This window comes from Paenibacillus glycanilyticus NBRC 16618, assembly GCF_004000805.1.
In the GTDB taxonomy this organism is placed as follows: domain Bacteria; phylum Bacillota; class Bacilli; order Paenibacillales; family Paenibacillaceae; genus Pristimantibacillus; species Pristimantibacillus glycanilyticus.
The window spans coordinates 63,598-88,701 of the sequence record NZ_BILY01000020.1 but is presented as its reverse complement, the minus strand read 5'-3'; the positions used below and the strand labels follow the sequence as shown (position 1 = coordinate 88,701).

Annotated in this window: 30 protein-coding genes; all 30 read left to right on the top strand. The window is 50.8% G+C overall.

Translation table 11 applies throughout. From position 1 onward, the window contains the following. Positions 1-8: 8 nt before the first annotated feature. On the top strand, positions 9-458 hold the full coding sequence (gene fliJ / locus PGL01S_RS17300) for a flagellar export protein FliJ (protein WP_127495830.1): 450 nt from the start codon (positions 9-11) through the stop codon (positions 456-458). Positions 459-499: 41 nt separating this feature from the next. Then, the gene (locus PGL01S_RS17295; protein WP_244935635.1) at positions 500-1,396 is read left to right on the top strand and encodes a MotE family protein; all 897 of its coding nucleotides are present in this window, start codon (positions 500-502) and stop codon (positions 1,394-1,396) included. A gap of 22 nt (positions 1,397-1,418) precedes the next feature. After that, positions 1,419-2,879, top strand: a complete 1,461-nt coding sequence (locus PGL01S_RS17290) for a flagellar hook-length control protein FliK (protein WP_127495828.1) — start codon at positions 1,419-1,421, stop codon at positions 2,877-2,879. A 45-nt stretch (positions 2,880-2,924) separates the two neighbouring features. Continuing rightward, a complete protein-coding gene (locus tag PGL01S_RS17285; protein WP_127495827.1) occupies positions 2,925-3,467 on the top strand; it encodes a flagellar hook capping FlgD N-terminal domain-containing protein in 543 nt (180 codons plus the stop codon). Then, on the top strand, positions 3,464-3,841 hold the full coding sequence (locus tag PGL01S_RS17280; protein WP_127495826.1) for a TIGR02530 family flagellar biosynthesis protein: 378 nt from the start codon (positions 3,464-3,466) through the stop codon (positions 3,839-3,841). The genes PGL01S_RS17285 and PGL01S_RS17280 overlap by 4 nt, the downstream gene beginning before the upstream one ends. A gap of 99 nt (positions 3,842-3,940) precedes the next feature. After that, entirely contained in the window at positions 3,941-4,753 is an 813-nt protein-coding gene (gene flgG / locus PGL01S_RS17275; RefSeq protein WP_127495825.1) for a flagellar basal body rod protein FlgG, read from the top strand. Between the two features lie 75 nt (positions 4,754-4,828). Then, on the top strand, positions 4,829-5,050 hold the full coding sequence (locus tag PGL01S_RS17270) for a flagellar FlbD family protein (RefSeq protein ID WP_127495824.1): 222 nt from the start codon (positions 4,829-4,831) through the stop codon (positions 5,048-5,050). 2 nt (positions 5,051-5,052) lie between these two features. Continuing rightward, complete coding sequence (locus tag PGL01S_RS17265; RefSeq protein ID WP_127495823.1) at positions 5,053-5,520, top strand: flagellar basal body-associated FliL family protein; 468 nt, start codon at positions 5,053-5,055, stop codon at positions 5,518-5,520. A 36-nt stretch (positions 5,521-5,556) separates the two neighbouring features. Beyond that, positions 5,557-6,558: a flagellar motor switch protein FliM gene (gene fliM, locus PGL01S_RS17260; RefSeq protein ID WP_127495822.1), complete on the top strand. Its 1,002-nt coding sequence runs from the start codon at positions 5,557-5,559 to the stop codon at positions 6,556-6,558. Beyond that, positions 6,548-7,804, top strand: coding sequence for a flagellar motor switch phosphatase FliY (gene fliY, locus PGL01S_RS17255; protein WP_127495821.1), 1,257 nt, complete (start codon positions 6,548-6,550; stop codon positions 7,802-7,804). Before fliM ends, fliY begins: the two co-directional genes overlap by 11 nt. Positions 7,805-7,824: 20 nt before the next feature. Next, positions 7,825-8,187 carry a response regulator gene (locus tag PGL01S_RS17250; RefSeq protein ID WP_015845017.1) on the top strand — a complete coding sequence of 121 codons (363 nt, stop codon included), beginning with the start codon at positions 7,825-7,827 and terminating at the stop codon, positions 8,185-8,187. A gap of 33 nt (positions 8,188-8,220) precedes the next feature. Beyond that, positions 8,221-8,820: a flagellar biosynthetic protein FliO gene (locus PGL01S_RS17245; RefSeq protein ID WP_164775499.1), complete on the top strand. Its 600-nt coding sequence runs from the start codon at positions 8,221-8,223 to the stop codon at positions 8,818-8,820. A gap of 37 nt (positions 8,821-8,857) precedes the next feature. Then, the gene (gene fliP, locus PGL01S_RS17240) at positions 8,858-9,565 is read left to right on the top strand and encodes a flagellar type III secretion system pore protein FliP (protein WP_373312715.1); all 708 of its coding nucleotides are present in this window, start codon (positions 8,858-8,860) and stop codon (positions 9,563-9,565) included. 22 nt (positions 9,566-9,587) lie between these two features. Beyond that, on the top strand, positions 9,588-9,857 hold the full coding sequence (gene fliQ, locus PGL01S_RS17235) for a flagellar biosynthesis protein FliQ (protein ID WP_127495819.1): 270 nt from the start codon (positions 9,588-9,590) through the stop codon (positions 9,855-9,857). A 16-nt stretch (positions 9,858-9,873) separates the two neighbouring features. Then, positions 9,874-10,668 (top strand): flagellar biosynthetic protein FliR, encoded by a 795-nt coding sequence (gene fliR / locus PGL01S_RS17230; RefSeq protein ID WP_127495818.1) that lies wholly within the window; start codon positions 9,874-9,876, stop codon positions 10,666-10,668. Positions 10,669-10,681: 13 nt separating this feature from the next. Next, positions 10,682-11,779, top strand: coding sequence for a flagellar biosynthesis protein FlhB (gene flhB / locus PGL01S_RS17225; protein ID WP_127495817.1), 1,098 nt, complete (start codon positions 10,682-10,684; stop codon positions 11,777-11,779). A gap of 22 nt (positions 11,780-11,801) precedes the next feature. Further along, positions 11,802-13,835: a flagellar biosynthesis protein FlhA gene (gene flhA / locus PGL01S_RS17220; protein ID WP_127495816.1), complete on the top strand. Its 2,034-nt coding sequence runs from the start codon at positions 11,802-11,804 to the stop codon at positions 13,833-13,835. Further along, entirely contained in the window at positions 13,832-15,082 is a 1,251-nt protein-coding gene (flhF, locus tag PGL01S_RS17215) for a flagellar biosynthesis GTPase FlhF (RefSeq protein WP_127495815.1), read from the top strand. The genes flhA and flhF overlap by 4 nt, the downstream gene beginning before the upstream one ends. Then, on the top strand, positions 15,075-15,947 hold the full coding sequence (locus tag PGL01S_RS17210) for a MinD/ParA family protein (RefSeq protein WP_127495814.1): 873 nt from the start codon (positions 15,075-15,077) through the stop codon (positions 15,945-15,947). The genes flhF and PGL01S_RS17210 overlap by 8 nt, the downstream gene beginning before the upstream one ends. A 27-nt stretch (positions 15,948-15,974) precedes the next feature. Continuing rightward, positions 15,975-17,297: a protein-glutamate methylesterase/protein-glutamine glutaminase gene (locus PGL01S_RS17205; protein WP_127495813.1), complete on the top strand. Its 1,323-nt coding sequence runs from the start codon at positions 15,975-15,977 to the stop codon at positions 17,295-17,297. Positions 17,298-17,333: 36 nt separating this feature from the next. Continuing rightward, entirely contained in the window at positions 17,334-19,403 is a 2,070-nt protein-coding gene (locus PGL01S_RS17200; RefSeq protein WP_127495812.1) for a chemotaxis protein CheA, read from the top strand. A gap of 13 nt (positions 19,404-19,416) precedes the next feature. After that, positions 19,417-19,878: a chemotaxis protein CheW gene (locus tag PGL01S_RS17195; RefSeq protein ID WP_127495811.1), complete on the top strand. Its 462-nt coding sequence runs from the start codon at positions 19,417-19,419 to the stop codon at positions 19,876-19,878. A 35-nt stretch (positions 19,879-19,913) separates the two neighbouring features. Beyond that, the gene (locus PGL01S_RS17190) at positions 19,914-20,501 is read left to right on the top strand and encodes a chemotaxis protein CheC (RefSeq protein WP_127495848.1); all 588 of its coding nucleotides are present in this window, start codon (positions 19,914-19,916) and stop codon (positions 20,499-20,501) included. Continuing rightward, positions 20,498-20,992, top strand: coding sequence for a chemotaxis protein CheD (locus PGL01S_RS17185; RefSeq protein WP_127495810.1), 495 nt, complete (start codon positions 20,498-20,500; stop codon positions 20,990-20,992). The genes PGL01S_RS17190 and PGL01S_RS17185 overlap by 4 nt, the downstream gene beginning before the upstream one ends. A 1-nt stretch (position 20,993) precedes the next feature. After that, positions 20,994-21,425: a hypothetical protein gene (locus PGL01S_RS17180; RefSeq protein ID WP_127495809.1), complete on the top strand. Its 432-nt coding sequence runs from the start codon at positions 20,994-20,996 to the stop codon at positions 21,423-21,425. Between the two features lie 5 nt (positions 21,426-21,430). Then, positions 21,431-22,201 (top strand): FliA/WhiG family RNA polymerase sigma factor, encoded by a 771-nt coding sequence (locus tag PGL01S_RS17175; protein WP_127495808.1) that lies wholly within the window; start codon positions 21,431-21,433, stop codon positions 22,199-22,201. Positions 22,202-22,216: 15 nt separating this feature from the next. After that, positions 22,217-23,620 (top strand): flagellar assembly protein A, encoded by a 1,404-nt coding sequence (locus PGL01S_RS17170; protein ID WP_127495807.1) that lies wholly within the window; start codon positions 22,217-22,219, stop codon positions 23,618-23,620. 14 nt (positions 23,621-23,634) lie between these two features. Further along, positions 23,635-23,958, top strand: coding sequence for a hypothetical protein (locus PGL01S_RS17165; protein ID WP_127495806.1), 324 nt, complete (start codon positions 23,635-23,637; stop codon positions 23,956-23,958). Positions 23,959-23,985: 27 nt separating this feature from the next. Then, positions 23,986-24,540, top strand: a complete 555-nt coding sequence (locus tag PGL01S_RS17160) for a DUF6115 domain-containing protein (protein WP_127495805.1) — start codon at positions 23,986-23,988, stop codon at positions 24,538-24,540. Beyond that, positions 24,533-25,099 carry a hypothetical protein gene (locus PGL01S_RS17155; RefSeq protein WP_127495804.1) on the top strand — a complete coding sequence of 189 codons (567 nt, stop codon included), beginning with the start codon at positions 24,533-24,535 and terminating at the stop codon, positions 25,097-25,099. Before PGL01S_RS17160 ends, PGL01S_RS17155 begins: the two co-directional genes overlap by 8 nt. Positions 25,100-25,104: the final 5 nt, after the last annotated feature.

Here is a 25,104-nt window from a genome sequence, read left to right as displayed (position 1 = left end):
ACGGGTAAATGGCAGCCTTTCGATACGCTTATCAAAAAATCGTAGACTTGAAGTCAAGCGAGAAGACGCAGGCTGAGTGGCAGCTATCTTCCGCAATTGGTGTTCTGCAGGCGGAAGAACTAAGTCTTTCGGAGCTGCGGACGAAACGGGCAGAATGGGAAACCAAGCAGCACGAGAGCTCGAGTGAAGCTGTTTCTCTCGCTGAGCTGCAGCTGATGCAGCATTATCTGGAATATTTGGATTCCTGCATATCAAGCAAGCTTACGGATGTCAGGCAGGCTGAACGAAAGGTTGAATACAACCGGACAAACCTCGCGGACCGAATGAAGGATGAGAAGGTTTGGCTTAAAGCGAAAGAGCATGCCAAAGACCGGTTCCGGCATGTAATGCAGATCAAGGAACAGAACGAGCTGGATGAAATGGCTACCAACCGCTTCAAGGTATCCCTTCCATCATGATCTGCGGCGCAAGGTAAAGGGAGTGAATGACAGTGTCGGATATGGAAATGGAGAAGCAGGGGTACAGCGGCTTCGAACGGTTGATGTTTTTTATGACGCCGATCTTGTTTACGATAGTCCTTTTGGGCGCGTTATATATTTTGTTTAATACGGAAACCCGTAATCAAATGCTGGAGATCGGCAACTCGATTCCCTATCTGAAGGATGTACTTCCCGATCCAAAGACAGCTGACGGAAAAGCTAACGACGACCAGCTGAAATCGGCCAACATGAGCCGTAAGATCGATGAGCTCCAGGCGCAGCTGCAGGAGAAGGAAGCCGAGCTTGCCCAAACCAACCAGACGAAGGCAACCCAAGAGCAGGAATTAAAAAGCATGCAGGATCAGATTGATTCGCTTAAGTCTTCTAATGAAAAAAAAGCAGCGGACGACGCCGCTTATCAGGCGAAAATCCAAGAGCTTGCGAGCATGTACAGCAAAATTACCCCAAGTAAAGCTGCTCCGATTCTGCAAAGCATGACCATGGATGAAATGGTGCTTGTCTTGGATTCCATGAGACCGGACGACAGAGTTCGGATTCTGGAAAAAATGAACCCTCAAACGGCGGCCGACGCAACGATGGCGCTGAAGGATACCGTAACGGCGAAGGATAGACAGATTGCCGCGCTGCAGGCTGAGCTGAAAAAAGCCAAGCCGACGGAAACCAAGCAGCCTTCCTCGCAGCTGAGCAGCAATCAATTGAGCGCTACATTCGCAGCAATGGATGCCAAAAGCGCAGGGGAACTGTTAATTAAAATGGCGGATATCAGCCCAAGTAAAGTTATCCGCATTCTGAATACCGTGGATGACAAGACTCGTTCCGGAATTTTGGCGGAAATGTCCGGCATTAATCAAACGATTACCGCTCAGCTGATGTCTAAGCTCATGGCAGGCAGCTAAGAGAGAGGAGGTGAATCAATTAATGGAGATGATCATTCCTCAAGCCGCAACGCCGGCACCAGCCGCGACTGCAAACAACGCATCGACTCAAGCGAAATCCGGCGGAAATGACAAATTTCAAAAGACGCTTGCGACTCAGATGAAAGGCGACAAAGGCGCTTCGGATAAAACCGGCGCAGCTTCGTCTGCGGCGGATAAGGCTGACAACGCGCAGCAAGCCGCTTCCGGCAAGGAAGCGCAAGCAACAAAGGATGTATCGGTAAACAATCAGACTGCAACAGGCGGAGCGGCAGCTGCGGCTGACACTGCTGCCGTAACGGACTCGGATGTTCTGACCGATGCAACGGCTGACCTGATGGAAATCATCGATCAATTGCTCGCGGATCTGGAAAAGATCAAGTCGGATTTGTCCGCCCCATCGGCTGATAGCCAAGATCAGGATACGTCGGAGCCAGCTTCCATGCTGGATCAACTGCAGGCTTTGCTTGCACTGCTAGGGATTCCGATGCCGGTACAGCTTCAGACTCCAAAGGGCGACGCTTCCAATCAGCCGCCCGCAGGGGATCAGAATTCGAATCAGCAGCTGGCCGCAATCGTAAGTAAGGTTCAGGATTCCTTGCTGCAGCTTCAAACGGCAATGCAGGAAGGGACCATGAAGCAAATCGGACTTCAGGAGCCGGTTCAACTGATTGGACAACAGCTTGAGGCTTTGCAGCAATTCGTCCAAAAGCAGAAGGACTTGAGCGTTCGCACCGAGACGCCGGTCGTATCCGCAGAGCAAGCGCCGGAAATCACGGTTACAGCTGCTGCCCCTGCAATATCCGTTCATTTGCAGCGATTAACAGAACGCGCGGTACATCCGGTTGCGCTAGCGGCGACAACCGATCAGCAAGTTACGAAGGAAGAGACGGAAGCGTCCGGCGAAACGGACGAGCAGGTACCTACCGTAACAGCCGGCCAATCGTTTGCTGATGTCATTCGTCAAACGGCGCCCCATGCAGCAAAGCTAACCCCCGTTGTCCAAGCGTCCGTTCCGGTTACCGATTTCGCGGATAACATGAAGGATTTCATTCAAAAGCTGGACATCAAGCATGGCAACGGCATGTCGGAAGCGACTATTCAGCTATTTCCCAAAGAGCTTGGACAGGTTGATGTGCGCATAACGATGCATAACGGACAACTTACGGCATTGTTCCATGCCGATAACGCAAGCGCTAAGGATGCGCTTGACAATCAAATGGCGCAGTTAAGAGTTGCTTTGCAGCAGCAAGGCTTGTCGGTCGACAAGCTTGAAGTAACGTACGGCCAATCGGCCGCGCATTTATCCAACGGCCAGCATGGTCAAGGAACCGGTCAACAGGCTTTTTCCAATCAAAATAAATCCAAAGGCGACGGGTTGCAGGAGGATTTTGAGTCTGATGTTGCCGAGCAGCAGGCGATACAGGATTTAGGCTACGGACGAGCCGTCAATGTGACGGCATAATCAAAAGCTCCTTAGACGGTACGCGTGTAGGATGGAGGTGAGTTTATGGCGACAGTATCTTCGAAAGTCATGTGGCCGAATTACAGCACTTCGAACGTAAAGGCCGCTGGCAAGGATACCGACAAAAATGCGTTAGGCAAGGATGCGTTTCTGGAATTGCTCGTGACCCAGCTGAAAAACCAGGATCCGCTGCAGCCGCAGGATAACGCAGCGTTCATTACGCAGATGGCTCAGTTTACTTCCGTTGAGCAGCTGATGAATATGTCGGATCAGCTTTCCCTGCTTAATCAAAATCTGGGCACGGCATCTTCGATTATCGGAAAAACCGTTTCCTGGTACGAGCTGGATGACGCAGGCCAGACCAAGCTGATGTACGACACGGTCAATTCCATCGTTTCTCAGGACGGTACTTTGTATGCCAAATTTACGGATGAAACGATGATTAAGCTTAGCGATGTCGTGACGGTATCCGATAAAGCACCGGAAGCTAATCAATCCGGCGACGGTAGTGAAGAGACCACCGGGAGCACGGAGGGAACGGCGGATACAAATTCAAGTTCAAGCGAACAGGAAGATGGTTCCGCATGAATGACGGAGTGAAAATCAGCCATCTGTTTCCTGTCGGCACGCCGCCACTGACCGGTGCCAAGAATGCGGCAACGCGTCCGCAGCAAGCCGGCGGCTTCAAAGATATGCTTGATGCCAAGGTGCTTAAATTCAGCCAGCACGCGGAAGTGCGGATGAAGCAGCGAGGAATTCAGCTGCAGCCGGAATCGTTGACCAAGATTATGAACGCGGTGGATGAAGCCGAGTCTAAAGGCGCAAAAGATTCTTTAATTGTAATGAAAGACATTGCGATGATCGTAAATGTCCCCAGCCGGACGGTAGTGACGGCGATGGACGGCAAGCAAATGCAAAGCAATGTGTTTACGAATATCGACAGCGCGGTGATCTTGAGCTAGGGCTGGACCGCTAAGGGGGCCCTTTGGCTGCCGACCGACTGAAGCAGCCATTACGCAAGAGATCCGGAAGTCCATTTCTTTTTAGGAGGAGTTATATAAATGCTTAGATCCATGTATTCCGGCGTATCGGGTATGCGCGGTTTCCAGACAAAGCTTGACGTAATCGGCAACAACATCGCTAACGTTAATACGGTAGGATTCAAGGGCGGCCGCGTTATGTTCAGCGATATTCTGAGCCAGACCACTTCAGGTGTTACCGCGTCTCTCGAAGGGGAGCAGGGCGGCGTCAACGCGAAGCAGATTGGTCTTGGCGTAACCATCTCTTCGATCGATACGATCCATACGCCGGGCAGCGCGATGACGACAAACGTGCCAACCGACCTTCGCATTGACGGAGACGGCTTCTTCGCGGTATCGGCCGGAGGGGATTCTCCTACTTATCTGACGCGCGCGGGCAACTTCACCTTGGATGGCAACAGACAGCTCGTTAATGCCGACGGCATGTTTGTTCTTTCCTCCGACGGCGAGCCAATCGTGCTCGGAGAGGATGTAACCTCCTTCTCGATCGGTCAAGACGGATCGATTCTGGCGGTAACGGCGGACGGTACGGAAGCCGTCGCGCAGCTTGGGGTCGTAAAAGTGGTTAACCCGAGCGGTCTGGAAAAAGTAGGCGGCAACCTGTACCGGGTAACGGCCAATGCCAATCCGGACGGCCAGTTCGAGATTGTAACGGCGGATGATGCTGAACTTGGCACGGGTGCCATTATCGCGGGCCAGCTGGAAATGTCGAACGTCGACCTGACGAACGAATTCACCGAGATGATCGTTGCGCAGCGCGGCTTCCAGGCGAATTCACGCATCATCACCACATCCGATGAGATTTTGCAAGAGGTCGTTAACCTGAAACGTTAATAGCTTCGCGCAATAGCCATCGGTCATGACTGAAGGGGGCTGTTATCAGCCCCCGAATCAGCGAGGGGGGAGCTTATGATTACCGTAACTCGATTGAATGGCTCAAAGCTGATGATTAACGCTCTTCTTATCGAATTGATAGAAGAAACTCCGGATACGATCATAACGCTCACTACGGGCAAGAAGTTTATCGTAACGGAGAGCGCAGCCGAGCTGGTACAGCTAATTCAGAGTTATATTCGTTCAATCGGCGTTCTTGCAGCGACCCAGAAGATCGAACATACGGAGGGTCCATAGAGATGAAAAAAATGTTGCCATGGCTAGTCACAACCTTGCTAGCAATTACGCTGATCGCAATTGTATCCATCATCATGTACAAATCATTTTTTAACGACACGGATAAGCCCGATCCGGAAAAGGCACCCGTTACGGTGAAGCATCTTTCCGCGGACGAGCTGGTATCCGTTACATCCGAGCTGAAGGATTTCAAACGCAACCTGAAAGATTCGGACTATGTCGTAGTAATGAGCTTTGCGTTCCAGCTGGACAGCAAGAAGACAAAGGAAGAGTTCGACAAGATCCTTGAAATTGAAGTAAGGCCAATCATTAACCGTACCGTTGCCGATTTGACGGCAGCTGAGCTTAACGGCTCGCAAGGCGAGGATATGCTGGAATCGAAGCTTCTGAACTTGATTAATCCGATTCTGCCGGAAGGCAAAAAGCTGGTTAAAGTGGAAATTACGAATTTTATCATGCAGCAGTTATAAGCTTGTTGCCGACATTCCTTGAAGGGGGTGAGAGAATTGGTTGATGTACTATCGCAGAATGAGATAGACGCGCTGCTGGCTGCTTTGTCATCGGGTGAGATGGATGCGGATGAGCTGAAAAAAGAAGAGGTTACGCGAAAAGTTAGAGTCTATGATTTCAAGCGCGCTACTCGATTCTCGAAGGATCACATACGAAGCTTAACACGCATACACGAAAACTTCGCGCGATATTTGACAACCTATTTCTCAGCGCAGCTTCGTACGTTCGTTCAGATCAATGTCGTGCAGGTCGAGCAGCTGCCGTACGATGAATTTATCCGCTCGATACCGAAGATGACGATTCTGAACATATTTGAAGCGGAGCCGCTGGAAGGGCGCATGGTGCTCGAGGTTCATCCTAACGTTGCTTATGCGATGCTGGACAGAATGCTCGGCGGGCAGGGGATGGCGCCTTCCAAGATCAACAATCTGACGGAGATCGAGACCATTATTATGGAACGGATTTTCGCCAGGGCGTTTGAAAGCTTGCAGGAAGCATGGAAGACGATCATAGATATATCACCTCGTCTGGAGGCGCTGGAGACGAATCCGCAATTCATGCAGATTGTCTCGCCAAACGAAACGATCGCATTGATCTCGCTTAGCACGAAGATCGGAGATACGACGGGGATGATCAATTTATGTATCCCTCATGTCGTTATCGAACCGATTATGCCGCGGTTGTCTGCTCACCACTGGTTTGTCTCCCAGAAAAAAGAGAGAATTCCAGAGGAAGTCGAAATGCTGGAGCAGCGCGTAAGCAAAGCGAAGCTCCCAATCGTTGCCGAGCTTGGCGAATCGGTCATTACGATTAAGGAATTTTTGGGTCTCGCGGTAGGTGACGTCATTTCGTTAAATAAACCGATAGATGACGGCCTCCGCATCAAGGTTGGCGAGAAGCTGAAGTTTATCGGAAGTCCGGGCTCCGTCAAGGATCGGATAGCCGTGCAAGTGGATCAAGTTGTCAGCGAAGGAGCGGAAGAAGAAAATGACGAGTAAAGATTATTTATCGCAAGAGGAAATAGACGCGTTGCTTAATCAGACAGCCAGCGAGCTCGCCTCATCGCAATCGCAGGCTTCCGAATATCAGCTGTCGGACTTTTTGTCTTCCATCGAGCAGGATGCTCTGGGGGAAATCGGCAATATCACGTTTGGCAGCGCGGCAACGGCTTTATCTACCTTGCTAGGCAAGAAAGTCGATATTACGACGCCTCAGGTTACCTTCATTAAACGCGAGGATCTTGCGAACGAGTTTCCCAAGCCTCATGTGGCGGTCAGCGTACAGTACGTAGACGGCTTCCAGGGGATTAATTCGCTAGTGATCAAAACAAAGGACGCGCAGGTCATTGCCGACCTTATGCTCGGCGGAGAAGGGGATGTAACGCTTCAGGAGCTGAACGAGATTCATATCAGCGCCGTTCAGGAAGCGATGAACCAGATGATGGGTTCCTCCGCGACATCGATGTCTACGATTTTTAACCGCTTCGTTAATATTTCGCCTCCGGGTATCGACATTCTCGATGTAGACAGCGGCGGCGGAATGGGACAGCTCCCGCCTGAAGACGTGTTTATCAAAATCTCTTTCCGATTGACGATTGGAGATTTAATAGATTCCACCATCATGCAGCTTCTGCCCGTACCGTTTGCGAAGCAGATGGTTGCGATTCTGATGGGGGACGTTGAGGAAGAGATTGCGGCTACTCCGGCTCCTGCGCCTGCGCCAACACCGGCACCGGCGGCAGCGGTAACGCCAGCTCCTGCACCGGCTCCGCAGCCGGCTTACCAGGATTCGTACCAGCAAGCTCCGGCGGCAGCGGCATCGCAATACAATCAGCCGTATAATCCTTATCAGCAAAGCGCGGCGTTCGACATTCCGATGCAGCCAATGGGTCCTCAGACCTATGGTCACGCGGCAAACCGAAACGTTAATGTTCAGCCTGTACAGTTCGCCAACTTCAATCAAGCGCCATATGTGCAAGCAGATGAGACAAACCTCAATTTACTTCTCGACATACCGCTTAAAGTTACCGTAGAATTAGGTAGGACCCAAAAGCAAATTAAGGATATTCTGGAATTGTCCCAAGGCTCCATTATCGAGCTGGACAAGCTGGCCGGCGAACCTGTCGACATCCTGGTGAACAACAAGCTGATTGCCAAGGGTGAGGTTGTCGTCATTGATGAGAACTTTGGTGTACGGGTAACGGATATCGTAAGCCAATGGGACCGCATTCAAAAATTGCAATAATACTCTAGGAGGAAAAAAAGATGGCAAACCGCATTCTAATCGTAGACGACGCAGCATTCATGCGCATGATGATCCGAGACATTCTGACAAAGAACGGCTACGAGGTCGTCGGGGAAGCGCAAGACGGCGCACAGGCGGTAGAGAAGTACAAGGAGCTTAAGCCTGACCTGATTACGATGGACATCACGATGCCGGAGATGGATGGCATTTCCGCGCTGAAAGAAATCAAAAAGCTGGACGGCAATGCGAAAGTGATTATGTGCTCCGCGATGGGCCAGCAAGCGATGGTTATCGACGCGATCCAAGCCGGCGCAAAAGACTTTATCGTTAAACCATTCCAAGCTGATCGCGTAATCGAAGCGATTAAGAAAACGCTTGGCTAAGCTATGCTTACATATGCTACGAGATTAATTTCCTTGACTGCGGTTGGCGTTGCTGTACAGCCCGCCTTCGCCGCGGCAGCGGGTAGCGGGAATGACGAGAGTCCAATGGCTGGCAGTACCGGCAGCTACGCGGGCAGCGTGATCTGGGTCATTGTCTCTCTATTTATAGTTATCGGCTTAATTGTATTACTTATTAAATTTTTGTCTCAGCGTAATCGCATGTGGGGAACTAACCGTGCGGTTCGCTCTCTCGGAGGGGTTGCGCTGGGGCAGAACAATTCTCTTCAGGTTGTAGAGCTGTCAGGCCGGTTGTATGTGGTGGGTGTAGGAGAGAACGTGACGCTCCTCGACAAGATTGACGATGAGAAGCAAGTGCAGGCCATTCTTGCTTCGCTAGACAGACAATCCCATGCAGCCGGATGGTCGGCAAACACAATCTCTGATTTTCTTAAGAGGTTCCGTAAAGAAGAGTCGCGCAAGGGAGAGGACCTGACGGAAGAGCAGTGGAACATGCAGGAATCCTCCTTCCAAAGCTTGCTGAATCAAAACCTCAGTAAGCAGGCTGACCGCAGAGAGCAGCTGGAGTCGCTTCTGAAGGAATCCAAACATGATGGGGATGACAATGAAAAATAAATGGTGGATTTCGATCGTCACCGTACTGCTGGGGGTTATGCTGCTGCAATCGCATGCGTTTGCGGCCGATCCGCTGCCAAATGTCGATATCAGCATCGGTGATGGAAGCGAAGAGCCGGGAACCAGCGCTTTGTCGCTCCTGCTTCTAATAACGGTATTAAGCATTGCGCCGGCAATCCTGGTACTTATGACAAGCTTTACCCGGATCGTCATCGTACTTGGATTCGTACGGACATCGCTTGGCACGCAGCAAATGCCGCCGAACCAGGTTCTAATCGGGCTGGCGATGTTCCTGACCTTTTTCATTATGGCTCCGACCTTCTCCCAGGTAAACGAAGTGGCTTTGCAGCCTTATCTCAAGGGTGAAATCACGCAGACCGTGGCGCTGGAGAAAGCGGCGGATCCGATGAAAAAGTTTATGATCTCGCATACGAGGGAGAAGGATCTGCTTCTGTTCCTCAACTATACGAAAACGGAGAAGCCGGAGAAATATCAGGATATCCCGATTACCGTTCTGGTGCCCGCCTACGCGATAAGCGAACTGAAAACCGCATTCCAGATGGGCTTTATGATATTCATTCCTTTCCTGGTCATCGATATGATCGTCTCAAGCACGTTAATGGCGATGGGGATGATGATGCTGCCGCCGGTCATGATATCCCTGCCGTTTAAGCTTCTGTTGTTCGTGCTGGTGGACGGGTGGTACCTGATCGTCAAATCATTGCTGTTAAGCTTCAACACGTAATTATGACAGGGAGGAACGTTCAATGAGTGCTGATTTCATCATCGGATTGGCCGGACAAGCCATCAGTACCGTATTGAAAGCCAGCGCGCCGATGCTCGTTCTCGCTCTAGTCGTCGGATTGATCGTCAGTATTTTTCAAGCGACTACCCAAATTCAAGAGCAGACGTTAGCTTTTGTGCCAAAAATCGTAGCGGTCTTTGTATCCCTGATTATATTCGGGCCTTGGATTCTGAATGTAATCGTCGATTTCACTTACAATCTGCTGAACAACTTGTATAAATACATCGGATAGGTTGTGAACGGAAATCATGGATCAGATCGTGGAGTACTTCCCTATTTTTTTGCTTATTTTTTGTCGAATGACATCGTTTTTCGTCGTAGCTCCGCTGTTTAACATGCGTGGCATACCAAGCACCTTCAAGATCGGACTTGGCTTTTTTCTCTCCCTTATTGTCTTTATGACCTATGGGCTGAAAGAGAAGACGGTACCGATGGATGCAGAGTACATTCTGTACATATTCCGGGAAGTCCTCATCGGACTTCTGATGGGGTACATCGTTTATCTCTTTATGACGGTTGTGCAAACAGCCGGCGCACTGATGGATATGCAAATCGGTTTCGCCATGTCAAACGTTATTGATCCGATGACGGGTGTCTCGGCTCCGCTGCTCGGCAACTTCAAGTACATGCTGCTTATCATGGTGTTTCTGGCCGTTAACGGGCATCATTATCTGCTCACCGGATTGATGGACAGCTACAAATGGATGCCTTTGTCCAACGAATTGTTCAGCAGGATTTACGATGGAAGCATAACCGATTTCCTGTCGCGGGCGGTAGGGAACGCGTTCCTGCTGGCCATGCAGGTTGCGGCTCCGCTTGTCATAGCGATGTTCCTGACGGACGTAGGCCTTGGCTTCCTGGCAAAGACGGCTCCTCAATATAACGTGTTTGTTATCGGGATTCCGCTTAAGCTGCTCCTGGGACTAGGATTATTGATCCTGGTGCTCCCCGGTATATCCGCGATATTCGAGCGGCTGTTTGCCATCATGTTTGACAACCTGGAGCAATTGTTTGGCATTGTGCAACAAACCGAAAGCAAATAAGGAGGCTGCAACGTTGAGATCTTACTATCTAGAGCTAGACTTGCAGCTGTTTAGTCAGGAAAAGACGGAAAAAGCAACGCCGAAGAAAACGCAGGAAGCCCGCAAGAAAGGGCAGATCGCCAAATCCAACGATTTGCCAAGCTCCATGATTTTGCTCTTTACCTTTGCTACCTTTGCGGCTTTAGGCAGCTACTATAAGACGAGGATTATGAGCGTGTTCCAGGAGCTCTTTGATAATTGGCTGACGATGGATGTCACGACGGCGAACATTATGCCGCTGTTTAACAAGCTTGCGGTCGACATGCTAATGTTCCTTGCGCCGATTTTCGCTATCGTAGTGATCGTGGCGATTTTGGGAAACGTCATGCAGTTCGGATTTCTACTTACGGGCGAATCGCTTAAGCCGAAGTTCACCAAGCTGAATCCAATTAACGGGTTTAAGCAGATATTCTCGATGCGAACGGTAGTTGAGTTTCTAAAAAGCATATTAAAGCTCTTAATCATCGGCATCCTGGTCTATCGGGCGATTTGGGGCGATTGGGACAAGATTTTAATGTTATCGAGTCTATCGGTCCAGCAAATCTTTGCCTTTACTGCCGGATTAACGGTCAAGCTTGGATTAGAGACCGGAGCGGTGCTTGTTATACTGGCTTTCGCCGATTATATGTATCAGCGTTACGAGCATGCCAAGAGTCTGAGAATGTCCAAGCAGGACATCAAGGACGAATACAAGAAGTCGGAGGGCGATCCTCTCATTAAAGGCAAAATCCGCGAAAGGCAGCGCCGGATGGCGATGCAGCGGATGATGCAGGAGGTGCCTAAGGCCGACGTGGTTATTACGAACCCAACCCACTTTGCCATTGCGTTGCAGTATGATGCTTCCAAGATGGAGGCTCCGGTCATAATCGCAAAAGGGATGGATCACTTGGCGCTCCGCATTCGCGAAGTTGCCAAGGAACATGGCGTTGTCATGATGGAAAATAAGCCGCTGGCCAGAGCGCTTTACGAACGGGCCGATATCGGCGATTCGATTCCTGCCGATTTGTTCCAAGCCGTGGCGGAAGTATTGGCGGCTGTTTATAAAATGAAAGGCCGGGTTCGATCATCATAATTGAGAGGGAGGAGACAACATCATGAAAGTGAAAGATATTGCTATCTTAGCTGGGATTATCGGCATCGTACTCATGATGGTCATCCCTATACCAACACTGCTGCTGGATATTTTGCTCATCCTGAACATTTCGATCGCGCTCATGATTCTGCTGATTGCGATGAATACGAAGGAAGCTCTCGATTTCTCTATCTTCCCTGCAATCCTGCTAGTGACGACCTTATTCCGGCTTGCGCTAAACGTATCGACAACACGCAATATTTTGTCGCACGGCCATGCCGGCGAGGTTGTACAGACGTTTGGGTCCTGGGTAGGCGGAGGGCAAATCGCGATTGGCTTCGTCGTATTTCTCATCCTAGTCGTTGTACAGTTCATCGTTATTACGAAAGGTTCGGAGCGGGTAGCGGAGGTTGCGGCCAGATTTACACTCGACGCGATGCCCGGCAAGCAAATGAGCATTGATGCCGACCTGAACGCGGGACTGATCAATGAACAGCAGGCGCGTGAGCGCCGATCGAAAATCGAAAGAGAAGCGGACTTTTACGGCTCCATGGACGGTGCAAGCAAATTCGTCAAGGGTGATGCCATTGCTTCCATCATTATCTTGCTTATCAACCTTATTGGCGGTTTCATTATCGGGATGGCCATTCACGGAGACAGCTTTAGCGATGCTCTGCAAACCTACTCGATTCTTACGATCGGTGACGGTCTGGTCAGCCAGATTCCAGCCCTGCTTATCTCCACAGCAGCTGGCCTGATCGTAACCCGTGCCGCTTCGGACGGCAACTTCGCGCAGGACGTTACAACGCAGCTCCTTAAATACCCGAAGCTGCTTTATATTGTGGCTGGAACAATCACTTTGCTCGGCGTATTCACGCCAATCGGCATTTTGCGTACGATCCCTTTTGCCGCCTTGCTCTTGTTCGGTGCCTGGAGGATGCAGCAATCCATTGCCAAGCAAATGCAGCAGGAAGAGCTTTTGGAGGAGGAGCAACAGATCGAAGAGGTGCGAAGTCCCGAAAGTGTCATCAGCTTGCTGCAGGTTGATCCGATCGAATTCGAATTTGGCTATGGTCTTATACCGCTGGCGGATACGCAGCAGGGAGGAGACTTGCTTGACCGGATTATTATGATTCGCAGGCAATGCGCCCTTGAGCTTGGACTTGTAGTGCCGGTCATCCGGATACGCGATAACATACAGCTCAAGCCGAATGAATATGTCATCAAGATTAAGGGGAATATCGTTGCTCGCGGCGAATTGCTGCTAAACCATTATCTTGCGATGAGCCCAGGCTTCGAAGACGAGTCCGTAATCGGAATCGAAACGACCGAACCGGCGTTTGGACTTCCGGCGCTCTGGATCGATGAAGCCATGAAGGAGAGAGCGGAAATCTCCGGATATACCGTTGTGGATCCGCCTTCCGTCGTGGCAACGCATTTGACGGAAATTATTAAGCGTCATGCGCATGAGCTGATTGGCCGCCAAGAGACCAAGGCTCTGGTAGAGAATGTGAAAGAGTCTTACCCGGCGCTTATCGAAGAACTTATTCCTTCCATTTTATCGATAGGCGATTTGCAGAAGGTACTAGCCAAGCTTTTGCGTGAGAAAGTGTCGATCCGGGATCTGGTCACGATCTTCGAATCGCTGGCGGATCAAGCCCATTATACGAAGGACCCGGACATTCTTACGGAATATGCCCGGCAAGCGTTGTCGAGGCAAATTACGCAGCAGTTCACTTCAACGGGTAATATGTTAAGGGTTATTACCGTAGGTCCTGCGCTTGAGAAGAAAATCGCGGAGTCGGTTCAGCAGACCGACCAGGGAAGCTATATTGCGCTTGACCCTGTAGCAACGCAGCAAATCTATCAGAAGCTCAACGAGCAAGTGTCGCGCCAAATTCAATCCGGCCAGCATCCCGTTGTACTGACTTCGCCTACCATTCGCATGTATCTGAGACAGATTGTGGAACGGACCATGCAGGATGTACCGGTACTGTCGTATAGCGAGCTCGAGCCTAACATCGAAGTTCAAAGCGTAGGGGTGGTGAATTTATGAGAGTAAAACGTTATGTGGTGAACGCCTTGCCGGAAGCCCTGCCGATGATTCGGAGCGAGCTTGGTAAAGATGCCGTCATCCTGAATACGAAGGAAGTCCGGATCGGCGGATTCATGGGAATGTTCCGGAAGAAAAAGATGGAGGTTATAGCCGCAATCGAGTCGGGAGCAGCCGCGCCAACTGCAGCAACCCAGCCGAAAAAAGCGGCAGCAGAGGTCCAGCAGGTTGTTCGTGCGATTCAAGAGTCGAAAAGGCAAGCGGCTACGGCTACGGCGGTTCTTGAGCCTCCGGCTCCCGCGCCTGTGACGGTCGTTCAGCCGCCTCCGCCGGTTATGCCGGCTTCCCCTCCGTTGCAGACGATAAACCGGATTAACGATGATCTGTTAGAGGAAATCCGGTTTATCAAGCAATCTTTGAAGCAGCTGTCGATGCATAAGCCGGACATGGAACGGCCGCTCGCCATTCAATCCTTGTATGGGCGGTTGGTCCAACAGGAAGTGGAGCCGGAACTGATAGACCGGTTAATAGACGCGGTTAACGAGAAACTTGCAGACCTGAAGGAAATGCCGGACGGGGCTGAGACGTGGCGGATTGCCAGGGAGCTGCTGTTGGAATGGCTGATTCCGTACAGTCATCAATCCATTAGCGAATCGGCAAGAATCGTTCATTTTGTTGGACCGACAGGTGTGGGCAAGACCACTACAATCGCAAAACTGGCAGCGGGACAATCGATCAAGTTTGGACGGCAGATTGGGTTAATCACTTCGGATACTTACCGGATTGCGGCGGTCGATCAGCTGCGAACCTACGCGAATATTCTGAACGTGCCGATGGAAGTGGTGTTCTCGCCGATGGATTTGCCTAAAGCCTTCAAGCAGCTGGAAGACCGTGAACTGATTTACATGGATACGGCAGGCCGGAATTTCCGCAATGAGCTGCACGTTTCCGAAGTAAACAGTCTCCTTCAGTCCAGCGAGAAGAGCGAGACCGTGTTGGTGCTGAGCTTGACCGGCAAAACCAAAGACATGATGGCGGTGGCGGACAATTTTGTGAAATATGGAGTTCGCAAGGTGCTGTTCACTAAGCTGGATGAAACGTCGGTGTACGGATCGATCCTAAACCTGGCCCTGCAAAATGAATTGCAGCCGGTGTTTGTTGCCAGCGGCCAGACCGTGCCGGACGATATTGCCCCATTTAACGCGGAGCGATATATCGATGCGCTGCTGGGGGCTCCTGCCGATGAATGATCAAGCGGAGGCGCTTCGCAACATGGTGAAGATGAGGATGGGCCAGGAGACTGCCCGTCCTACCCGTATCGTAACGATCACGAGCGGGAAGGGGGGAGTAGGCAAATCCAACTTCAGCCTGAACTTTGCTATTTCGCTGCAACGCCTGGGGAAAAAAGTTCTCGTATTTGACGCGGATATCGGCATGGCCAATATCGATGTCCTTATGGGAGTAAGCTCTTCCTATCACCTCTATCATCTGTTCAAGCAGGATAAGACCATCTGGGATATTATCCAGATTGGCCCGACAGGGGTACATTTTATAGCGGGCGGTTCAGGGTTTCAGGATCTTCTTGACTTAACCGCGGAGCAGCTGGACTGGTTCTCTGAACAGATTGGCAAGCTGCAGGGGGAATACGATTTTATTCTCTTTGACACGGGAGCGGGCTTGTCGAAGGAAACCGTCAAGTTTATCTCTGCGGCGGAAGAAACCTTTGTGGTGACAACGCCGGAGCCAACAGCGATTACCGATGCCTACGCTCTGGTAAAGATGGTCAAGTCGATGGGCATCAACGCCGCGTTTAAGCTCGTTATTAACCGCGCGACAGACCGCAAGGAGGGCATCCAGACTGCGGACAAAATTAATCTTGTTGCCAGAAGATTTCTTCATGCCGAACTTCCGACATTGGGCGTAATCCTGGATGATCCGAATGTCACGAAAGCCGTAAAGCGGCAAACGCCGTTTACCGTTGCTTTCCCGGGAAGCGACGCCTCAAGAGGAATTGACGAAATTGCACGCCGATATTTGGAGATGTCCATTCCGGAGCAAACCGCTGCAGCTGGAGTAAGAGGATTCATACATAAGATGTTTAGGTTTAACCGGTAGTCATACATACATAAGAGGGGGAACAGGATGGCTCCTTATCGCGTGCTGGTCGTGGACGATTCGCCTTTCATGAGAAAAATATTCAGCGATCTGATCGTTCAGGACCCCCAATTTACGATTGTGGCAACGGCTTGTAACGGCATTGAAGCCATTGAAGCCGTTAAAAAGTGGAAGCCCGATGCTGTCACGTTGGATCTTGAGATGCCCGAGCTTAACGGGCTCGATGCCTTGCAGCGGATCATGATCGAACAGCCGACACCCGTGATCATGTTATCCGGCATCAGTGAAGAGAACACGAGAGAAACCATTAAGGCACTGCAGCTCGGGGCATTCGACTTTATCCGCAAGCCGATGGGCGCTTTCTCCAATGATATTGTCCGGGTCGGGGAGCTGTTGCTTGAGAAGCTGAGAATCGCGGTCCTGACAAAAAGGTATTCTACCGCTGTTATGGACACGGATAAGAAGAAGGCTTCCATTAATCGGGACATGCCCGAGCAGTCACGGCTTGCACAGCCAGCGAAATCGGCGGAAGAAGGGAACAACCGTAAGCGTGGGCTGCTGCAGCCGGAGCAGCAGGCAGAAGCAAGAGACGCATCTGCTCCGGCATTAGAGAAGAAAACCAAACCAACAGGCGGTCTGAGGAATCCGGTCAAGCCATTAACCGATGGCGGCGGCAGACCGTACGGGTCAGCCCCTGGTATACCAATCGCTCCGGTCGCGGCGGCACTGGAGGAGAACAAAGAACGGAAACGGTTCAGGCACACGGACGGCTTTGACCAATTAATTGCGATCGGAACTTCAACCGGCGGTCCACGCGCTCTGCATGAAGTGATCACTTCGCTTCCGGCCCAGCTGGCAGCGCCCGTATTGATCGTTCAGCATATGCCTCCCAAGTTTACAAAGTCGCTAGCCCAGCGTCTGGACAGCTTTAGCGAGCTTGAAGTTGTGGAGGCTTCTCAAGGTGACCGATTGAAGGCCGGGGTTGTCTATATCGCCCCTGGCGGTCATCACATGGAACTGGCGAAGGACCAGAGCGGCTATTACGTTCAGCTTACGCAGAAGCCGCCGCGCAACGGACATCGTCCTTCGGTTGACGTTCTATTCGAGTCATTGACCCCATTCGACGAGCTGAAACGTCACGCCGTCATCATGACGGGAATGGGAAGCGACGGAGCAAAAGGAATGAAGGCTCTCGTCGACAGCGGCGCGGAATCGGCGATTGCCGAATCCGAACAGACCTGCGTCGTTTACGGTATGCCGCGCAGCGCGATAGAGACCGGCTGCGTGAAGACGGTACTGCCGCTGCAGCAGATTGCCGCCGAGCTGCAGCATGCGGTTTTGAAAGGATAATAGATGATATAAAGTCCTATCAGGAGGTGCGACAAAATGGATATGAACGCCTACTTATCGATGTTTATCGACGAATCCAATGATCACCTGCAAGCTTTGAACGAAAATTTGCTTCGCCTGGAGAGCGAGCCGGAGGATCTATCGATCGTCCAGTCAATTTTCCGCTCTGCCCACACCCTAAAAGGGATGTCCGCAACGATGGGGTATGAAGATCTGGCCTCGCTGACGCATGAGATGGAAAACGTGCTTGATCTTGTACGAAACAGCAAGCTGAAGATGGATGAATTTATTTTCGATACCTTGTTCAAGGGGCTGGATGCTCTCGAGTCCATGGTTCAGGATATCGTAGGAGGCGGGACGGGCAAAGCGGATGTAACCGCGATTGTGGCTTCGCTGCAGTCCATTGTCAAAGGAGACTACAAAACGGCGGTAGCTTCCACGGCTGCATCGTCTGCTCCGTCCGCATCCGTGCAGCAAACCGGCGGAATTCTGGATGAGTTCCAGACCTCGGTGATCCAGCAATCTATCGATAGCGGGCATAACGTCTACTACATCGAGGTAGAAATCCGGGAAGATTGCGTCTTAAAAGGCGTGCGTGCTTATATGGTATTCGATCTGCTGGGCAAGAATGGCGACATCGTAAAATCCGAGCCTTCCGTAACCGATTTGGAGCAGGAGAAATTCGACCGTTCCTTCTCCGTGTTTACGATCTCAACCCTGTCCCAGCAAGAGCTGGAAGCTCAAATCGCGGCAATCTCCGAGATCGAGAAAGTCACTGTAGCGTTGCTGGATCTTGAGTCGCTCGCCATGCTGAATAATGCGGCGGCCAAGGAGCAGGCTCCGGCAGCGGCACCTGCGCAAGCCGAGCCTCAATCGGAAGCCGCGAAGGAAGAAGCGGGCAAGCAGGTTAGCGCAGCACGCACGCAGGCGGCAGCATCCTCTGCGCCTGCCGCCGTATCCAGAACGATCCGCGTCGATATCGATCGTCTGGATGCTCTGATGAACCTGTTCAGCGAGCTGCTGATCGACCGTGTAAGGCTGGAGCAGCTGTCCAGCGAGATCCGCCGCAACGATCTGACGGAAACCGTCGAGCATATGACCCGAGTCAGCTCCGATCTGCAAAATATCGTCCTGAAGCTGAGGATGGTTCCGGTAGATTCGGTATTTAACCGGTTCCCGCGCATGATCCGCGACTTGGCTAAATCGCTCGACAAGAAAATTGATCTGGTTATTACTGGCGCAGATACAGAGCTTGACCGCACAGTCATTGACGAGATTGGCGACCCGCTGGTTCACTTGCTCCGCAACTCGGTGGACCATGGCATTGAAACCACCCAGGAACGTATCGCAGCGGGCAAGCCGGAGACAGGAACGATTAACCTGCGCGCTTATCATAGCGGCAATCATGTCTTTATCGAGGTTGAAGAAGACGGAAGAGGCATCAACCGCGAGAAAGTTCTAAAAACGGCGATCAAGAACGGCGTTGTCACCGAGGATCAGGCGAAGCAGCTGTCTGACGAAGATATCAACATGTTGATATTTGCTCCAGGGTTCAGCACGGCCGATAAAATCTCCGACATTTCCGGCCGCGGAGTTGGCCTTGATGTCGTTAGATCCAAGATCACTTCCCTTGGCGGCAATGTAACGGTAGATTCCGCGCTTGGGCGCGGAACGAAATTTGCCGTTCAATTGCCTCTGACTCTATCTATTATTTCCGCGATGCTTATCAAGCTAGGTTCCGAGAAATACGCGATTCCGCTTACGTCTATCGTGGAAACCGGCATTATCCAGAAGGATCAGATCCTGAACGTACACGGTAACCGGATGATTCATTTCCGAAACGCCGTTATTCCTTTGGTTTCTTTAAGCAAAGTACTCGATTCGCCCGACTTTAACGAGCAAAGCGAGTCGGAGACCGAAATTGTCGTTATCCGTAAAGGCGATAAATGGGCGGCGATTACCGTTGACGAGTTTATTGGACAAAGCGAGATTGTGTTGAAATCGCTAGGCAAATATTTAACCAATATTGAAGCTATATCCGGTGCGACCATTCTTGGCGATGGCCAGGTGGCGCTCATCATTGATCCTAACGCACTTATCAAATAGGGAGGGCTTAACGATGGGAGAAGAATTAAAAGTTATCGTATTTTCGCTGGCGCATGAGGAATATGGCATTGAGGTGGATAAAGTCCGTACAATCGAACGTTTATCCCCAATTACGCGCGTGCCGAAAACGCCTTCCTTCATTAAAGGAGTTATTAATCTGCGCGGTATCGTTGTTCCCGTAATCGACCTTCGCGGCCGTTTTGGCTTGGAGGAGTCGGCAACAACGGAGAACAGCCGGATCATTGTCGTTGCGGTAAACGAAATGGAAGTTGGCTTTATCGTTGATTCTGCCAATGACGTCGTGGATATCGACGCGGACACGATCGATTCGCCGCCTGAAATTGTCGGCGGCATTAAAGCGAAATATTTGAGAGGCATTGCGAAGTTCGGAGATAACCGGCTGCTTATTATGCTGAATCTATCCGAAGTGCTGAACAAAAGCGAGATCATTCAGCTTGAGCAGTTAGAGGTGTAGGTGTGGACGCCTTTAACCGGTTTAAAGCGTTTGAAATGGATGTTCTGAAGGAAGTTGGCAATATCGGGGCGGGTAATGCGGCAACCGCATTATCCCGCCTTCTGGACAAGCCTGTAGACATGGCGGTTCCGAAGGTCAGCCTGCTGCCCTTTGAAGAAGTAGCGGATCGAGTCGGCGGTTCGGAGCAGGTTGTCATTGCCGTATATCTTCGGGTAGAAGGGGAAGCGCCCGGCAATATGTTTTTCATCATCCAGGAGGATGCCGCGAAGCGTTTGTTGGGACAGCTCCTGTCCCTGGATTGCGATTCAACAGGCAGCTACTCGGAGATGGAAATGTCAGCCCTTTGCGAGATCGGCAACATTTTGGCGGGATCGTATTTGTCGTCCCTTGCCGACTTCACGCATTTATCCATGGCGCCTTCCGTGCCTTCCGTTGCCAGGGATATGGCAGGACCAATCTTAACCTACGGACTCATGCAATACGGCGAGATGGGGGATTCCGCCCTGCTTATCGAAACTACGTTCCTAGAAGACAGGGAAGAGCTGGAGGGGCATTTCTTCCTTATTCCGGATCCGGATTCCTTCACTAAAATATTTCAATCCTTGGGAGTACTGACCGAATGATCCAACAAGATGTGATCAAGGTCGGCATGGCAGATTTAAAATGGGCTGCGGACGGAGCACATCTGAGGACAACAGGACTAGGCTCTTGTGTCGGACTGACGTTATACGATCCTGTTGCACGAATTGCGGGTATGGCGCATGTTATGCTGCCATCCTCGGAAATTGCCAGAGAGTCGACCATGAATATTGCCAAATATGCGGATACGGCAATTCCCGAGCTTATTGGGCAGATGAAAGCAGAAGGCGCCGTTATCGGACGTCTAGCAGCAAAAATGGCCGGTGGAGCGCAAATGTTCGCCTTCTCGGGCCAATCGGATTCGATGCGGATCGGACCCCGGAATGTTGAATCCTGTTTGGAGATTCTCGCGAACTATTCCATTCCCTTGATGGGACAAGATACAGGCGGGAATTACGGCCGCACGATTGAAATCGACAGCAGCAGCGGTGTATTGACTATTAGAAGCGTGCAGTTTGGAATAAAGGAGATTTGAAATGGTTGGAAATTGGCGATGGAATGTGGGCCTCGGGATTGTTGGCGCGGTATTAACCTTATTATTTTCGATTGGTAAAAACCCGCTGTCTGTCATGCTGATGCGCAGCATGTATGCTTTCATCGCCTTTGCTGCGATTGCATTTGTAATGCGGTTTCTACTTGCCTTTATTCTTCGTCCGCCAGTGATGCATCTAGCTGAGACTGTCGGAGAAGAAGGAAAAGGAACACAGCTGGATCTCCAAACCCCTGATGAGAGCGAAGACTTGAATCAACTGCTCAAATCACAGATGGACGGCCATAAGACTCAGGATGTACAGCATCAGGAACAACAAAGTCAGTTTAAGCCGTTAACGCCGCCAAAGCTGGTATCAACACAGAATAAAGAGCCTGAGGAATTGGCTAAGGCCATTCGTCATCTGACTGGAGGGTGAGTGACATGATCGCGACTGCGAATTTGGATTTGTGGCGAGCGTGGAAAGAGGAAGGCGATCTTGAAGCCAAGAAGCGTCTCATCGAGCAATTCTTGCCTTTGGTCGATTATGTAACGAACCGTATGGCGATTGGATTGCCCAAAAATGTTCTTAAGGATGATCTCGCCAGCAACGGAGTCATGGGGCTTATCGATGCAATCGAGAAATTCGACTACTGTCGCGGCTTACAATTTGAAACCTATGCATCCTGGAGAATCCGCGGTTCGATTATCGACGGGCTTCGCCAGGGTGATTGGGTGCCGCGTTCGGTACGCGAGAAGGCGAAGCGCATTGAAGAAGCTTATCAAAGCCTGGAGCAGAAATACTTGCGTTCCGTATCCGACGCGGAGATCAGCGAATATTTAAATGTCAGCGAGAAGGAATTTACCACAATGCTTCACGAGATTGCGATTACCACGGTATGCTCGCTGGAAGATCCGATCCGTGAAGAAGAGTCGGAGACAAGACTTTCGCTGCTTATTGACGAACGGGCTAAAAATCCCGATCACAAAGCGCATGAGTTTTTCCTCAAGGACTCTCTTGTTAACGGCATTGAGAAATTAACGGAGAAGGAACGCACCGTTATCTCGCTCTTTTATTATGAAGAATTATCGTTAAGCGAGATCGCGGAAGTAATGTCTTTATCCCCATCGAGGATTTCCCAGCTACATTCGAAAGCTATATTACGGCTGCGCGGAGCATTAGCGAAGCATAAAGATCAATTACTGCAGCATTAGAAGGGAGTAGGCAAGGTGGAAGACCATTTATTGGAATCTTACTTGCGTATCCAGATATCAGCTGACAAGCTGTCTGCTTTACTGACCTTTAACCGGATCACCGAGGATTTCGACTGTACTCCCGGTCAATTGGAACGATTTGTACGCAGCAAGGGCGTTGTATATGGGATACGAACAAGTCTGTTAAATGAAATTTGCACCAATACGCTTGCGTATTGCAAAGAGCAAACCTTAATCGCTGTTGGTAATCCGGCTTCGCCAGGTAAGGACGGATCTATCCGTTTTGCTTATGACATGCAGGATCAGAACCAGCGTCCTGCAGAGCTGGAAGACGGCAAAGTGGATTTCAAAGAAGTTTCCCGGCTAAAAAACGTAAAGCGCGGTCAATTAATCGCAGAACGGGTCGATGCTCTTTTTGGTTCGCCCGGCATGATGGTAACCGGCGACGAGATTCCTGCCAAGCAAGGCAAACAGGCTAGATTCAAAATAGGGAAAAACGTTGTGGTCAACGAGACTCAAACGGCCATGTATGCCTTGATTGACGGTCTTATTACGATTACTGACAAAGAGAAAGTAAACGTTTTTCCGGTGTATGAAGTTAACGGAGACGTTGATTATAGAGTCGGCAACATCGATTTTGTCGGAACGGTTGTCATTCGCGGCAATATCCTCAGCGGGTTCCGGGTAAAGGCTTCCGGCGATATCCGCGTTATAGGCGGCGTGGAGGGCGCCGAGCTGGAGTCCGAGGGGTCGATAGAAATCACAGGCGGAATCATGGCAGGCAACAAAGGCTATGTCAAAGCTCAAAAAAACGTAAAAAGCTCCTTCATCCAAGACAGCAATGTTATTGCCGGCGAGGATGTTTTGGTGTCTCAGAGCATTATGCATTCTCATGTTCGCGCCGGCCGGAATGTTATTTGCCAAGGATCAAAAGGGTTAATTGTAGGCGGTTCCATACAGGCGGTAGAGCAAGTGTCGGCACGCGTGATAGGCAATACGATGTCAACAGCGACCTCTATTGAAGTCGGGGTACAGCCAGAATCCCGTTCCGAGCTGCAGGAGCTGCGCCTCACGCTTCGCAAGCATATGGATGCGATGGACAAGACGGAAAAAGCATTAGCGATCCTTGACCAGCAAGCTGCAATGGATCAGTTAAACGATCAGAAGATGGCCATGCGGATCAAGCTGGGAGCAACACGGCGCCAGACAACTGCGGAGATCGACCAGATCAGAGAACGTATTCTGGAGATTGAGAGAACGCTTGAGGACACCGATAAGGCAAAGGTGGATATCAGCCATACGGTTTACGGCGGTATAAAAATTGTAATCGGACGTTACACGCGATTTATCAAAGATCCGGTGCAGCGTGTTTCTTTCCGGTATACGGACGGGGATATCGTACAATTACCTTTCTCGTAGGGAGGAGCTCGTAAATGCCGTTTAAGCCAATTGATTTGCAATGGTCAATCCCGCGTACTCCGGAAGCGGGCGGAATGCAAAGCCAGTCGAATCATAAGGCGAATGCAGAGCTTTCCCGCTTGGCTGAACTGGCATCCAAGCAAACCGAACAATTGCGCAGCAAGAATACCGGCGTTGAACAGACGGGCGGAACGAACGTTGGCAATAATCGGGACCGTCAGAGCGGCAATCCTTATCTCGCAAAGCGAAAGCAGAAGCGGGAACAGGAGGAGACCGGGAATGCGGAGGATAAGGCCGAACATCCCTATAAAGGGCATCACGTGGATATTTCGCTATAGGAACAGCAATGTTTGTAGAGGGTGTGAATGATGTCAAACTGGACTTATATTGTACTGCTGGGAGCGGTTGTTGCCGTAGCTTCGTTATTTCTGCCAAGAAAGCAGCAGGGACGAGAAGCTAAGGACACGCGCAATATGGAAATCGCGCTTGAGCAATTTATGGAGAACACGGAGCTGGACCATCAAGAATTGGTAAAGCTTGTTTCCGCATTGCGGGAAGAGGGAAAACAGCAAACGGAAGCAGGCAAACAGCGGTTGGCGGAGCTTGAAAACAAATGTCTGCTGCTTGAGCAGCAGCTTGCTTTCCTTCAACAGCAGCGTCAAAACGATCTATTGATGGCAGCGCAAACGAAGGCAGACACCGGAACGGCTAAGACAGCACCACTGGCAGAGGAGCTGCCGCCCGTTGAGCAAGAGCCCGAGCAGCCAGCATCGGGCATTCAGCTACGTTATCCTGATCTATTTGATTTATATAATCAAGGCAAGTCTATCGAAGCTATTGCAAAAAAGCTGAGCATGAACAAAGGCGAGGTTCAGCTTATCTTGCAGCTGGCCAAGCAGGAGGAGAAGGCTTATGTTTAAGAACCGCTCCTTTGTCGCAGGATTAGGTGTCGGCATTATTGCCGGCGCTATTTTGCTGCAGCTGATGCAGATCGGGGACGAAAGCCAGCAGAAGCTTTCGAACGGATTTAACGATGGAGAGCCCAAGCTGTACACGCAGGCGGAGCTGGATGAGAAGCTTGCGGAGGAGCGGGATAAAGCTAGCCGGAATGCGGCTGAAACGGCCAAGCCGGCCGCGGAGAAGCCGGAGGAATCACCTGCTGTAAAGGCATCGGAACCGCCGGTTGAAAGCAGTAAGAGCGACGATAAGAAGGAAGGGTCTGCCGACAAGCCAACCGAAGCAGCGGTTAAGCGGCAGGTTCGCATTACAGGCGGAATGAACCTAACGGACACGGCGGAGCTGCTGTCCGAGCAGAAGCTGATCTCGGACAAGGACGCTTTTATCAAAGCGATGAAAAATAAACCTGTCCGCGCCGGCTATTTCATTTTTGAAGGGAATCCGACGGTTGCAGACATCATTCGCATTCTGACAAGCCAGCCGCTTACCAAATCCGAATTCGAGCAGCAAATGAAGGGTTAGAGACA